Origin of the sequence: Mesorhizobium sp. M1A.F.Ca.ET.072.01.1.1 (assembly GCF_004023325.1) — a bacterium.
Classification (GTDB): domain Bacteria; phylum Pseudomonadota; class Alphaproteobacteria; order Rhizobiales; family Rhizobiaceae; genus Mesorhizobium.
On the sequence record NZ_RZSF01000209.1, the window covers coordinates 1 to 11,956 of the forward strand.

General features: G+C 64.7%; 14 protein-coding genes. 9 read left to right on the forward strand and 5 right to left on the reverse strand.

Annotated elements, in window-relative coordinates:
• On the forward strand, positions 1 to 342 hold a 342-nt coding region (locus tag EOA32_RS24495; RefSeq protein ID WP_145971342.1), incomplete at its 5' end, for a GNAT family N-acetyltransferase.
• Here EOA32_RS24495 and EOA32_RS24500 read toward each other — a convergent pair.
• Positions 337 to 744, reverse strand: a complete 408-nt coding sequence (locus tag EOA32_RS24500) for a hypothetical protein (protein WP_128373107.1) — start codon at positions 742 to 744, stop codon at positions 337 to 339. The two genes, EOA32_RS24495 and EOA32_RS24500, sit on opposite strands and share 6 nt — an antisense overlap.
• Positions 745 to 782: 38 nt before the next feature.
• Positions 783 to 992: a SlyX family protein gene (locus tag EOA32_RS24505; protein WP_067002641.1), complete on the reverse strand. Its 210-nt coding sequence runs from the start codon at positions 990 to 992 to the stop codon at positions 783 to 785.
• A 163-nt stretch (positions 993 to 1,155) separates the two neighbouring features.
• On the opposite strand from EOA32_RS24505, the gene EOA32_RS24510 reads away from it, so the two are divergent.
• From EOA32_RS24510 to deoA, 6 genes are read left to right on the forward strand one after another with little or no spacing between them, the layout of a single operon-like run.
• Entirely contained in the window at positions 1,156 to 2,688 is a 1,533-nt protein-coding gene (locus EOA32_RS24510; protein WP_095781076.1) for an ABC transporter ATP-binding protein, read from the forward strand.
• Positions 2,685 to 3,824, forward strand: a complete 1,140-nt coding sequence (locus EOA32_RS24515; RefSeq protein WP_095781077.1) for an ABC transporter permease — start codon at positions 2,685 to 2,687, stop codon at positions 3,822 to 3,824. The genes EOA32_RS24510 and EOA32_RS24515 overlap by 4 nt, the downstream gene beginning before the upstream one ends.
• Before the next feature lies 1 nt (position 3,825).
• Positions 3,826 to 4,797, forward strand: a complete 972-nt coding sequence (locus EOA32_RS24520; RefSeq protein ID WP_095778796.1) for an ABC transporter permease — start codon at positions 3,826 to 3,828, stop codon at positions 4,795 to 4,797.
• A 58-nt stretch (positions 4,798 to 4,855) separates the two neighbouring features.
• Complete coding sequence (cdd, locus tag EOA32_RS24525; RefSeq protein WP_067325754.1) at positions 4,856 to 5,248, forward strand: cytidine deaminase; 393 nt, start codon at positions 4,856 to 4,858, stop codon at positions 5,246 to 5,248.
• Positions 5,245 to 6,051: a purine-nucleoside phosphorylase gene (locus EOA32_RS24530; RefSeq protein WP_095778797.1), complete on the forward strand. Its 807-nt coding sequence runs from the start codon at positions 5,245 to 5,247 to the stop codon at positions 6,049 to 6,051. Before cdd ends, EOA32_RS24530 begins: the two co-directional genes overlap by 4 nt.
• Positions 6,051 to 7,367, forward strand: a complete 1,317-nt coding sequence (deoA, locus tag EOA32_RS24535; protein ID WP_128373108.1) for a thymidine phosphorylase — start codon at positions 6,051 to 6,053, stop codon at positions 7,365 to 7,367. Before EOA32_RS24530 ends, deoA begins: the two co-directional genes overlap by 1 nt.
• Before the next feature lie 8 nt (positions 7,368 to 7,375).
• Here the strand turns inward: deoA and EOA32_RS24540 are convergent, their stop codons facing one another.
• The 3 genes from EOA32_RS24540 to EOA32_RS24550 all read right to left on the reverse strand — a co-directional run bounded on the left by EOA32_RS24540 (position 7,376) and on the right by EOA32_RS24550 (position 9,778).
• A complete protein-coding gene (locus EOA32_RS24540; protein WP_067002626.1) occupies positions 7,376 to 7,942 on the reverse strand; it encodes a TIGR02281 family clan AA aspartic protease in 567 nt (188 codons plus the stop codon).
• Positions 7,943 to 8,047: 105 nt separating this feature from the next.
• Positions 8,048 to 8,677, reverse strand: a complete 630-nt coding sequence (gene upp / locus EOA32_RS24545; RefSeq protein WP_067002624.1) for a uracil phosphoribosyltransferase — start codon at positions 8,675 to 8,677, stop codon at positions 8,048 to 8,050.
• A gap of 126 nt (positions 8,678 to 8,803) precedes the next feature.
• Positions 8,804 to 9,778 (reverse strand): adenosine deaminase, encoded by a 975-nt coding sequence (locus EOA32_RS24550; protein ID WP_095826745.1) that lies wholly within the window; start codon positions 9,776 to 9,778, stop codon positions 8,804 to 8,806.
• Between the two features lie 171 nt (positions 9,779 to 9,949).
• Here EOA32_RS24550 and ubiE point away from each other — a divergent pair, with 171 nt between their 5' ends.
• Positions 9,950 to 10,726 (forward strand): bifunctional demethylmenaquinone methyltransferase/2-methoxy-6-polyprenyl-1,4-benzoquinol methylase UbiE, encoded by a 777-nt coding sequence (gene ubiE, locus EOA32_RS24555; RefSeq protein ID WP_128373109.1) that lies wholly within the window; start codon positions 9,950 to 9,952, stop codon positions 10,724 to 10,726.
• 13 nt (positions 10,727 to 10,739) lie between these two features.
• The coding region (gene ubiB / locus EOA32_RS24560; protein WP_128373110.1) for a 2-polyprenylphenol 6-hydroxylase at positions 10,740 to 11,956 on the forward strand (1,217 nt) is incomplete at its 3' end.

The following is an 11,956-nucleotide window of genomic DNA, read 5'->3' on the forward strand; positions in this document are numbered from 1 at the left end:
CTTCGTGGGCTGATCGCAGGCGACGGGTTCGAGGCGGCTGTCGTCGCCCGCCTCGGCGGCTCGCCGATCGGAAGTTGCCTCTTCGTCCGCAACGAGATCGACCCGGCGCATGATCTGACGCCGTGGCTCGCCGGGCTTGTTGTTGGCGAGGCCTATCGAGGGCAGGGCGTTGGCACGGCGCTGGTCAGGGCCATAGAAGCCCACGCCGCGTCGGCCGGCGTTAACCGGCTCTATCTCTACACCTGGCAGGCACGATCGTTCTACGAAGCGCTTGGCTGGACTGCGGCGGAAGCTTTCGAGCAGGAGGGCGAGCCGATGCTTTTGATGTCGCGCGCCCTATAGCGTGCCGGCGAGATAGCCCAGCGCGAAGGCGGCCGCCAGGGCAAGCGCGATAGCCAGGCCGAGCCGGCCGCCAAGGGAATGCAGGCCGACGCCATAAGGCTTGCGCTCGATCTTGTTGATCACAATCGGCTGCGGCTTCGCGTCGCGCTTGTCCAGCCCGGCAAACCGCATTTGCGGCAATTCGCCAAGCCGGCGCTGGATAAGCTGCCAGCGCTCATCCGAAGCCGTGGCCGACGCTCCCTGCGGCTCCAAAGCACGCATGCGCTCGGCAAGCCGCAGCACCGCGTCGCGAAAGGCGGGATCGATCTGTAGGTCGCGCTCGGCGCGAGCGCGTTCCCGTTCGTCCATTAGGCCGAAGACATAGTCGCCGGCCCTTGCGATGCGGTCTCCTTCACCGGCCATGACCGTTCTCCTCGAACTCGCTCGCTCCCCCTGCAGGCTCAGTAGTGCGGCGGCTTGGTCACCGGCACGTCGGGAGCGGCCTGCTCCTCCAGTGCCAGGAATCGGTCGGCAAGGGCGGCCAGCTTGCGTTCCATGCGCTCGATCACCGTCCACTGCTCGGCGATCTGGCCGGACAGTTCCTCGATCGTCTTTTCCTGCTCGGCGGCGCGGATTTCCAGCGTCGTCAGCCGATCGTCAGGCATCGTCATCATCCCGGTCTCTGTGAATGTGAAGCTCCCGGCCACCTTCGAAATTGACAAGCGCGGGGGGATTTGTCGAGAGTGAATGGCGTTCCGGCCAATTGGCACGGGCGGGGCATCATGCTAGGCATTTTGACCAAGCGATAAAAAAATAACGAGTGGGACAGGCTGCATGGCGCAAGCCGCAATCGAGCTCATAGGCATCAACAAGAGTTTTGGCGCCGTGCGCGCCAACCGCGACATCAACCTGGAAGTCACGCGCGGCACCATCCATGGCATTGTCGGGGAGAACGGCGCAGGCAAATCGACGCTGATGTCGATCCTCTATGGCTTCTACCAGGCCGACAGCGGCGAAATCCGCGTGGCGGGCAAGCCGGTGTCGATCAACACCCCAAACGACGCGATAGCGCTCGGCATCGGCATGGTGCACCAACATTTCATGCTGGTCGACAATTTCACGGTGCTGGAGAACGTCATCCTCGGCGCCGAGACCGACGCGCTGTTGAAGAGCAGCATCGCCAAGGCGCGCTCCGAACTCGAACGACTGGAGCGCGAATACGGCCTCGAGGTCGATCCCGACGCCATCATCGAGGAACTGCCGGTCGGCCTGCAGCAGCGCGTCGAGATCCTCAAGGCCCTCTATCGCGGCGCCGAGATCCTGATCCTCGACGAGCCGACAGGGGTTCTGACGCCAGCCGAGGCCGACCATCTGTTCCGCATCCTCAAGCAGCTGAAGGAACAGGGAAAAACGGTGGTGCTGATCACCCACAAGCTGCGCGAGATTATGGCCGTTACCGACACGGTCTCGGTCATGCGCCAGGGGACCATGGTGGCGACCAGGGTGACCAGGGAAACGACGGTCGGCGAATTGGCCGAACTGATGGTCGGCCGGCGCGTGCTCTTGCGGGTGGAGAAGGGCCAGTCGGAGACCGGTGCGATAAAACTCTCGGTCAAGAACCTGACGGTCAAGGATTCACGCGGCGTCACCATGGTCGACGACGTCTCCTTCGACGTCCGCGGCGGCGAGATCGTCGGCATCGCCGGCGTGGCCGGCAACGGCCAGTCGGAGCTGCTCGAGGCGATCTCCGGCATCCGGCACGCCGTCTCGGGCGAGGTCATGCTCGAAGGCAAGCCAATCGAGCTGACCGGCAAGGCCGATCCCGGCGAATTGCGCGACCGCGGTCTCGCCCATGTGCCGGAAGACCGCCACCATGTCGGGCTGGTGCTCGCCTTTGAGGAGAACGAGAACTCGATCCTCGGCTATCACGACGACGAGCGCTATCTCAAGGGACCGTTCCTGAACGTCGATGCCATCATGGCCGACGCGAAGGACAAGATCGAGAAATACGACATCCGTCCCGCCAATCCGCGGCTGAAGACCGCAAATTTCTCCGGCGGCAACCAGCAGAAGATCGTGCTGGCCAGGGAGATGGAGCAGGATCCCGGCGTGCTGATCGTCGGCCAGCCGACGCGCGGCGTCGACGTCGGCGCCATCGAATTCATCCACAAGCGGCTGATCGCCATGCGCGATCAGGGCAAGGCGGTGCTGGTCGTGTCGGTCGAGCTCGACGAGATCCGCTCGCTGTCCGACCGCATCCTGGTAATGTTCGCCGGCCGCATCGTCGGCGAACGCGGACCGGAAGCGACGGAAGGCGAGCTTGGCCTCTTGATGGCCGGTGTCGAGCACCAGGAGGCCGCCGAATGAGCACGCCTTACGCCAAGCTGCCGGCCTGGGCCGACTATGGGTTGATTCCGTTGATCAACCTGTCGGTTGCTTTCATCGTCGCGGGCTTCGTCGTCATGCTGGTCGGCGAAAATCCGTTCCGCGCCGCCGTCATCCTGGTCGAAGGCGCTTTCGGCAAGGGCACAGGCATCGCCTTCACCTTGTTCTATGCCACGACCTTCATCTTCACCGGGCTGTCGGTGGCGGTGGCGGCGCATTGCAGCCTGTTCAACATCGGCACCGAAGGCCAGGCCTATATCGGCGGCCTCGGCATCGCGCTCGTCTGCCTGAGCTTCGACAGCGTCCTGCCCTGGTGGCTGATATTTCCGATGGCGATCGTCGCCGCGGCGGCGTTCGGCGCGCTCTGGGGTTTCATCCCGGCCTACCTGCAGGCCAAGCGTGGCTCGCACATCGTCATCACCACCATCATGTTCAACTTCATTGCCGCCTCGGTGATGGTGTATCTACTGGTCGGTCCGCTGAAGCCGGTCGGATCGCAGGCCCCGCAGACACGCAATTTCCTGGCCGGCGCGGAATTGCCGAAGCTCAACTGGATGATCGAATTGTTCGGCGCCAAGATCCGCTCGGCGCCGCTCAACATCTGCTTCCTGCTGGCGCTGGCGATGGCGTTCCTGGTCTGGCTGCTGATCTGGCGCACCAAGCTCGGCTACGAGATGCGCACCTACGGCCATAGTCCGAAAGCGGCGCGCTATGCCGGCATTTCGGAAACCCGCATCATCCTCACCGCGATGATGATCTCGGGTGCGTTGGCCGGCATGATGGCGCTCAACCCCGTGATGGGCGACCAGCACAATGTGGCGATCGATTTCGTCTCGGGCGCAGGCTATGTCGGCATCGCGGTCGCGCTGATGGGCAGGCTGCATCCGGTCGGCATCGTGCTGGCGGCGATCTTGTTCGGCATGCTCTACCAGGGCGGCGCCGAGCTAGCCTTCGAGATGCCGGCGATCAGCCGCGACATGATCGTCATCATTCAAGGGTTGGTCATCCTCTTCGCCGGCGCGCTGGAGCATATGTTCAGGCCCTATATCCAGGCGCTGTTCGCATCGGTCAGCCCGAAATCGGTCGGCATGCAGGCGGTCAAGGGGAAAGGGGCCTGAGATGGACAGTTTCAACGCGATCGTCCAGGTCCTGGATTCCACCATCCGCCTGTCGGTGCCGCTGCTGCTTGCCTGTCTTGCCGGCCTCTATTCAGAGCGGGCCGGCATCTTCGATATCGGTCTCGAAGGCAAGATGCTGGTCGGCGCCTTCGCCGGCGCTGCAGCGGCATCGGTCTTCCATTCGGCCTTTATCGGTCTCGGCACCGCCGTCCTGATCTCGGTCGCCTTCGCCATGGTGCATGGTTTCGCCTCGATCACGCATCGCGGCAACCAGATCGTCTCCGGCGTCGCCATCAACTTCGTCGCCGCCGGCTCGACCATCATCCTCGGCCAGGCCTGGTTCGAGCAGGGCGGCCGCACGCCGGCGCTGCAGCCGGGCGAGCGCTTCGAGGCGATCGTGTGGCCCGGCGCCGAAGCCGTTCGCAACGTGCCGATCCTCGGGCCCGTTTATGCCGAGCTGATCTCCGGCCATTCGATCCTGGTCTACTTCGCCTTCGCGATGGTGCCGTTCACCTGGTGGGTGCTGTTCCGCACCCGCTTCGGTCTCAGGATGCGCGCCGTGGGCGAAAACCCGGCCGCCGTCGACACCGCCGGCATTTCGGTCGCCTGGCTGCGCTACCGGGCGCTGATCTGCACCGGTATCCTTACCGGCGTCGCCGGCGCGTATCTCTCCATGGTCCAGAATGGCGGCTTCGTGAAGGACATGACCGCGGGCAAGGGCTATATCGCGCTTGCCGCGCTGATCTTCGCCAAATGGAAGCCGGTCAACGCGATGTTCGCCTGCCTGCTGTTCGGCTTCCTCGACGCGGCATCGATCCGCTTGCAGGGCTCGCCGCTGCCGATCCTCGGGAAAGTGCCAGTGCAGTTCATGCAGGCGCTGCCCTATGTACTCACCGTCATCCTGCTCGCCGGCTTCATCGGCAAGGCGATCCCGCCGCGCGCCGGCGGCGTGCCCTATGTCAAGGAACGCTGAGGCTCGGGCAGTCTTGGCAACCGGCAATTTGAACAAGATCGTGGGAGAGAAAAAGGAAATGTCGCATGATCTGTTCGAAGCGGCCAGGACAGCGATGGCCAAGGCCTATGCGCCCTATTCCAAGTTTCCCGTAGGCGCCGCGCTGCGCACCGAGGACGGACGCGTCTTCACCGGCGCCAACATCGAGGTGGCGTCCTATCCGGAGGGCTGGTGTGCGGAGACCACCGCGCTCGGCCACTACATCATGGGCGGCGGCGGCAAGATCACCGAGATCGCTGTGATCGCCGAGCGCATGGCCAAATGCTCGCCCTGCGGCGGCTGCCGGCAGCGGCTGGCGGAATTCTGCCGGCCGGAGACGAAGCTCTATCTCTGCGACAATACCGGCGTGGTCGAGACGGTCACCATGGGCGACATGCTGCCATACGGATTTAGGGGCGATATCCTGAAATGAAGGAAGCGCTGGATCATCTGGTCGAGAAACTGGACGGGCTGGCCCCGACCGCGGCGCTTGTGCTGGGCTCCGGCCTCGGTGGGCTGGTCGACCAGGTGGAGGACGCAAGGCGCATCCCCTATGCCGAACTGCCGGGCTTCCCGCGCAGCGGCGTCTCCGGCCACGCCGGCGAGGTGGTGGCAGGGCGTTTCGCCGGCACGCCGGTGCTGATGCTTTCCGGGCGCGCGCACTATTACGAGCACGGCAATGCCGCCGCGATGCGCCCGGCGCTCGAGGTGCTTGCCGGCATCGGCATCTCGCATCTCATCCTCACCAACGCCGCCGGCTCGGTCGATTCCGAGATGGGACCGGGCTCGGTGATGATGATCACCGATCACATCAACTTTTCCGGCTCCAATCCGCTGATCGGCGAGCCGAGCGACCGCCGCTTCGTCGGCCTTACCGAGGCCTATGATGCGGGGTTGCGCAAGGCGATCGAGACGGCGGCCAAGGAGACCGGCACCGCGCTCCACCAGGGCGTCTACATGTGGTTTTCCGGACCATGTTTCGAGACGCCGGCCGAAATCCGCATGGCGCGCGTCATGGGCGCCAACGCGGTCGGCATGTCGACCGTGCCCGAAGTGATCCTGGCCCGCTTCCTCGGCCTCAAGGTCGCCGCCTGCTCGGTGATCACCAACCTTGCGGCAGGCATGACCGGGGCGGAACTCTCGCACCAGGAAACCAAGGACATGGCGCCGGTCGGCGGCGCGCGGCTGGCGACGATCCTGCGGCGCGTCTTCGAGGAAGGTTTGCCGGAAAGCTGATGCTCCCGCAGGAAATCATTCGCCGCAAGCGTGACGGCCACAAGCTCTCGGCGCCCGAGATCGCGGCCTTCATCGAGGGGATCACGGCCGGCACGCTCTCGGAAGGCCAAATCGGCGCCTTCGCCATGGCGGTGTTCCTCAAAGGCATGAGTCGCGAGGAAGCAGTGGCGTTGACGCTCGCCATGCGCGATTCCGGTGACGTGCTCGACTGGTCCGATTTGCCGGGCCCGGTCACCGACAAACATTCCACCGGGGGCGTCGGCGACAATGTCTCGCTGATGCTGGCGCCGATCGTCGCGGCCTGCGGCGCTTATGTGCCGATGATCTCCGGCCGCGGGCTTGGCCATACCGGCGGCACGCTGGACAAGATGGATGCCATTCCCGGTTACGTCAGCCAGCCGGATTTGGCGCGGTTCCGCAAGACGGTGCTCGAGACGGGCTGCGCCATCATCGGCCAGACCGCCGACCTGGCGCCGGCCGATCGCCGGCTCTACGCGATCCGCGACGTGACGGGCACAGTGGAATCGGTGCCGCTGATAACGGCTTCGATCCTGTCGAAGAAGCTTGCCGCCGGGCTCGGCTCGCTTGTGCTCGACGTCAAGGTCGGCAACGGCGCCTTCATGGAGAAGTCGCGCGATGCGGCCGCACTTGCGAACAGCCTGGTCGAGGTCGCCAATGGCGCCGGCCTGAACGCTTCGGCACTGGTGACCGGCATGAACGAGCCGCTGGCCTCGGCAGCGGGCAATGCGGTCGAGGTGAAGAACGCGGTCGACTTTCTCACCGGCCGCTTCCGCGACCGCCGGCTGGAGGACGTCACGCTGGCGCTTGCCGCCGAGATGCTGCAATCGGCAGGAATTGTCTCGTCCAACCAGGACGGGATCAGGCGCGCGGCCGAGACGCTTGCCGGCGGCCGCGCGGCGGCGGTGTTCGCACGCATGGTGACGGCGCTCGGCGGCCCCGCCGACTTCGTCGAGAATCCGGAGAAATATCTGCCGAAGGCGGCAGTGGAATCGGCGGTCAAAGCGGCCGAGGACGGCTTCGTCACCGGGATCGCGACGCGCGAAATCGGGCTCGCCGTCGTTGCGCTGGGCGGCGGGCGCATCCGTCCGGACGACAAGATCGATCATTCCGTTGGCCTCACCCGGCTGATGCCGGTCGGCGCGGAGGTGCATGCGGGCGAGGCGCTGGCGCTGGTCCATGCGCGGACCGAGGCCGACGCCGAGGCTGCCGCCGTCGCGGTGCGCGCCGCCTATACGGTCGGTCACTCGAAGCCGACCGCAGAAAAGACGGTGCTCAGGCGGATACTGCCTCTGTAAAATCGCGCCTATTGAACGAGCAACAGCGCGCCGTCCTGGACTTCGTATTTCTGCAGCCGCTGCAGGAAGCTCATGCCGATCAGATTGGTTTGCAGCGCTCGATCGTCGAGCACCACCGCCTGGACGTTGTCGAGGGAAATCTTGCCGATCTGCAGACGGTCGACGGTGACCACGGCGGCCTTGATGGCGCCGTTCGCCGTGTTCACCTGTTGATTGAAATCCGACTGGTTGAGCGAGATGCCGATCCGGCGCGCCGTCGATATGTTGATCGCGACGAGCGTCGCGCCGGTGTCGATCATGCCGTCTATCTGACGGCCGTTGAACTTGAAGGCAGAAGTGAAATGGCCGCGCTGGTCGGCATTGACCAGCACCTGGCGGCCGAGCGGCATCGGCGCCGCCGGCCTGGCTGGAACCGAAGCGAGATTGACGTCCGGCTGAGCCTCAGGCGGCGCCGGCTTCGAAGCAACCGCCGATCTCAGCAGGGTTTCCACCATCTGCGGGTTCGACTGATAGACGATCGGAATCGATGCCGAGCTTCCGACAAAGACGCCAAGGAGAAGAAGCTTGCGCAGCATGGATCGACCTTCGTGGAGGTTCGATCCTTAAGCCGACATGGTGTTTTCGGCTTTAACGCACGCTGGAACCACGGCGTTTCGTAAACGAGCGGTTAAGAAAAGATCTTACTTGGTTCCGTACATGCGGTCCCCGGCGTCGCCGAGGCCAGGCATGATGTAACCCTTGTCGTTCAACTGGCGGTCGATCGAGGCGGTGAAGATCGGGACATCCGGATGCGCCTTGGTGAAGCGCTCGATGCCTTCGGGCGCGGCCAGCAGGCAAAGGAAGCGGATGTTGGTGGCGCCGCGCCCCTTCAGCTTGTCGATCGCCGCGATCGCGGAATTGGCGGTCGCAAGCATCGGATCGACCACGATCACCAGACGGTCGGCAAGGTCGCTCGGCGCCTTGAAGAAATATTCGATCGCCTCGAGCGTCTCATGATCGCGGTAAAGGCCTATATGGGCGACGCGCGCCGCCGGCACCAGATCGAGCAGGCCCTCAAGCAGGCCATTGCCGGCCCGCAGCACGGAGGCGAAAACCAGCTTCTTGCCCTCCAGCGTCGGCGCTTCCATCTCCTCGATCGGGGTCTCGATCGTGGTGGTCGTCAGTTCGAGGTTGCGGGTCACCTCGTAGCCGAGAAGCAGGGAGATCTCGCGCAGCAGCCGCCGGAAGCCTGCCGTCGAGGTCTCCTTCTTGCGCATGATGGTCAGCTTGTGCTGGACAAGGGGGTGGTCGACGACGGTGACGCCCTGCATGGTCTTCTCCAGTGAATGGTGAGTAGTGAATAGTGAATAGTGAGCCGGTTTGCGAGTCCTGATGGGCCGATGATTGGTTGACACGCTGAAGCCGCCGGCAAACGTTCACCATTCACCATTCACCATTCACCGGCCCTTGGGGTCGAGCCGGCTCATCAGCATCGCCTTGGTCTTTCGGTCGACGAAGGCGGCCTCGATGGCCGTCCTGGTGACGGCGGTAAGCGCCTTGTCGTCCATCGCGAAATGCTCGGCGGCGATGTCGTATTCGCGCTTCAGCGAGGTCCAGAAATAGGGCGGGTCGTCGGAATTGAGCGTCACCTTGCAGCCGGCCGCGCGCAACGCCGGAAAAGGATGCGTGGCGAAACTATCGAATACCTTGAGCGCGATGTTGGAGCCGGGGCAGCATTCCAGCACCACGCCCTCGGCGGCTATGCGGCGAACGAGGTCCGGGTTCTCGATGGCGCGCACGCCATGGCCGATCCGCGACGGGCGAATATGGTCGAGCGCTGCCGCCACGCTTTCCCAGCCCATCAATTCTCCGGCGTGGATGGTGATGCCGAGGCCGGCCTCGCGCGCGATCTCGAAAGCCCGCACATAGTCCTCGAAATCGCCGATGCGCTCGTCGCCGGCGACGCCGAAGCCGGTGACCAGCGGATGGCCGCAGCGCGCCGCAAAGCGCGCCGCCTGCTCGATCGCCTCGACGCCGACGTGGCGTACGCCGGTGACGATCATGCGCCCCTCGATGCCGGTCCTCGCCTTGGCGCGGGCCATGCCTTCGCCCAGCGCGTCCGTATAGGCCTTGGGCGAAAGCCCGGCCTTTTTCGCGTGATCCGGCGAGGTGAAGACCTCGGAATAGATGGCGCCGTCGCGGGCGAGGCTGGTGAGATAATGATCGGTTAGACGGGCGTAATCCTCCTCGGTGCGGAACAGGTCGGAAGCAAAATCATAGGCGGCGAGGAAAGACGTGAAATCGTGCCAGACGAAAGAGCCGTTCTGGATGTAGGGCGAAGGGTCCTTGCCGTATTTGCGGGCCTGGCTGACGACGAGGTCGGGCGCCGCTGCCCCTTCGATGTGGCAGTGCAATTCGGCTTTCAAGATCATGCGGCCATCCCGTGCGGTATTCTTCTGTCGTGGCGCCGATTCCGGGTGGAAAATCGTCGCAAACTCTTCCCCGACCCGTTCTGAAAGCGCGGCCGAAAACCGCGCCTTGGACAATAGCGCCCGCCCCATCGATCGGCTATGGTCCCGCCGGTTTTATGGCGGATCGAAATAATGTCAGTTGAGAGAACCACGGCCGCGGGCGGCATGGAAACCTCCTATGGTTTCAGGAAGGTTGGCGCGGGCGACAAGCAGTCGCTCGTCAATGACGTCTTTCACAAGGTGGCCAATCGATACGACCTGATGAACGATCTGATGTCGGGTGGGTTGCATCGCGTGTGGAAGGACGCGATGGTCGCCTGGCTCAGCCCCCCGAAGCGGCCGGGCTGGAAGGTGCTCGACGTCGCCGGCGGCACCGGCGACATCGCCTTCCGTATCATCGAGGCAAGCCAGCGCCAGGCGCATGCCACGGTGCTCGACATCAACGGCTCGATGCTCGACGTCGGCCGCGACAGGGCCGAGAAGAAAGGCCTCTCGGAAAACACCGATTTCGTCGAGGCCAATGCCGAAGCGCTGCCCTTCGATGACGGCGCGTTCGATGCGTACACGATCGCGTTCGGCATCCGCAATGTGCCGCGCATCGATGTGGCGCTGAGCGAGGCTTTTCGTGTGCTGAAGCGCGGCGGGCGCTTCCTATGCCTGGAGTTTTCCGAGGTCGACATGCCGCTGCTCGACAAGGCCTACGAGGCTTGGTCGTTCAACGCCATCCCCAAGATCGGCAGGGCGGTGACCGGCGACGGCGAGCCCTATTCCTACCTGGTCGAATCGATCCGCAAGTTCCCCAACCAGCAGAACTTCGCGGCGATGATTGGTCGGGCCGGCTTCGATCGGGTCACTTTCCGCAACTATTCGGGCGGCATCGCGGCGCTCCATTCGGGCTGGAAGCTTTGAGGCAGGGCGTCCGATGACCAGCGTTGGCGCCGGCTTCCGGCTCGCCAGGGCCGGCTGGGTGCTGGTCCGCGAGGGCGTCGTCGCGGCGCTGCCCGGCGAAGAGCTTTCCGGTATGCCGAAGCTCGGCTGGCGGCTGGCGCGCGTGCTCACCCGCCGCCGCGCCCGAAGCCATCTGCGCGGTGACCGGCTGGCGCAGGCGGTGGTGCGGCTGGGGCCGTCCTATGTGAAGCTCGGCCAGTTCCTCGCCACGCGGCCCGACGTCGTCGGCAACGACATGGCGGTCGACCTTGCACTGCTGCAGGACAAGATGCACACCTTTCCGAAGGCGGAAGCGGTCGCGGCGATCGAAGCCTCGCTCGGGCGCAGGATCGAGGATCTCTACGCAACCTTCGGCGAGCCGGTCGCGGCGGCATCGATCGCCCAGGTGCACGGCGCCGAAGTCGTTCGCGACGGAAAGGCCTCACGGGTCGCGGTGAAGGTCATCCGCCCAGGCGTGCGCCATCGCTTCTTCCAGGATCTCGAGAGCTACTTCCTCGCCGCCCGCCTGCAGGAGAAGTACATCCCCTCCTCGCGCCGCCTGCGGCCGATCGAGGTGACCCAGACGCTGGCGCAGACCACCAAGGTCGAGATGGACATGCGGCTCGAAGCGGCCGCGTTTTCCGAGCTCGCTGAGAACACCAAGGACGATCCGGGCTTCCGCGTGCCGGCGGTCGATTGGGAGCGGACCGGCCGCGACGTGATCACCATGGAGTGGATCGACGGCGTCAAGATGAACGATCTGACCGGCCTTGCCGCCGCCGGTCACGACCTCAAGGCGATCGCAGCCAATCTCGTCCAGTCCTTCCTCAGGCACACGCTGCGCGACGGCTTCTTCCATGCCGACATGCACCCGGGCAACCTGTTCGTCGAACCGGACGGCACCATCGTTGCCGTCGATCTCGGCATCGCCGGCAGACTCGGCAAGAAGGAGCGGCGTTTTCTGGCCGAGATCCTCTACGGCTTCATCGTGCGCGACTACCGGCGCGTCGCCGAGGTGCATTTCGAGGCCGGCTATGTGCCGCGTCAGCACAATGTCTCGGCCTTCGCGCAGGCGATCCGCGCCATCGGCGAGCCGATCCACGGCCAGTCGGCCGACACGATCTCGATGGCCAAGCTTCTGACGCTGCTGTTCGAGGTCACCGACCTCTTCGACATGGCGACGCGGACCGAGCTGGTGCTTTTGCAAAAGAC

What these genes read in the sequence shown, in the direction of transcription:
- EOA32_RS24500 (WP_128373107.1), bottom strand. Translation starts at nt 744, where the DNA reads ATGGCCGGTGAAGGAGACCGCATCGCAAGGGCCGGCGACTATGTCTTC.
- EOA32_RS24505 (WP_067002641.1), bottom strand. Translation starts at nt 992, where the DNA reads ATGACGATGCCTGACGATCGGCTGACGACGCTGGAAATCCGCGCCGCC.
- EOA32_RS24510 (WP_095781076.1), top strand. Translation starts at nt 1,156, where the DNA reads ATGGCGCAAGCCGCAATCGAGCTCATAGGCATCAACAAGAGTTTTGGC.
- EOA32_RS24515 (WP_095781077.1), top strand. Translation starts at nt 2,685, where the DNA reads ATGAGCACGCCTTACGCCAAGCTGCCGGCCTGGGCCGACTATGGGTTG.
- EOA32_RS24520 (WP_095778796.1), top strand. Translation starts at nt 3,826, where the DNA reads ATGGACAGTTTCAACGCGATCGTCCAGGTCCTGGATTCCACCATCCGC.
- cdd (WP_067325754.1), top strand. Translation starts at nt 4,856, where the DNA reads ATGTCGCATGATCTGTTCGAAGCGGCCAGGACAGCGATGGCCAAGGCC.
- EOA32_RS24530 (WP_095778797.1), top strand. Translation starts at nt 5,245, where the DNA reads ATGAAGGAAGCGCTGGATCATCTGGTCGAGAAACTGGACGGGCTGGCC.
- deoA (WP_128373108.1), top strand. Translation starts at nt 6,051, where the DNA reads ATGCTCCCGCAGGAAATCATTCGCCGCAAGCGTGACGGCCACAAGCTC.
- EOA32_RS24540 (WP_067002626.1), bottom strand. Translation starts at nt 7,942, where the DNA reads ATGCTGCGCAAGCTTCTTCTCCTTGGCGTCTTTGTCGGAAGCTCGGCA.
- upp (WP_067002624.1), bottom strand. Translation starts at nt 8,677, where the DNA reads ATGCAGGGCGTCACCGTCGTCGACCACCCCCTTGTCCAGCACAAGCTG.
- EOA32_RS24550 (WP_095826745.1), bottom strand. Translation starts at nt 9,778, where the DNA reads ATGATCTTGAAAGCCGAATTGCACTGCCACATCGAAGGGGCAGCGGCG.
- ubiE (WP_128373109.1), top strand. Translation starts at nt 9,950, where the DNA reads ATGTCAGTTGAGAGAACCACGGCCGCGGGCGGCATGGAAACCTCCTAT.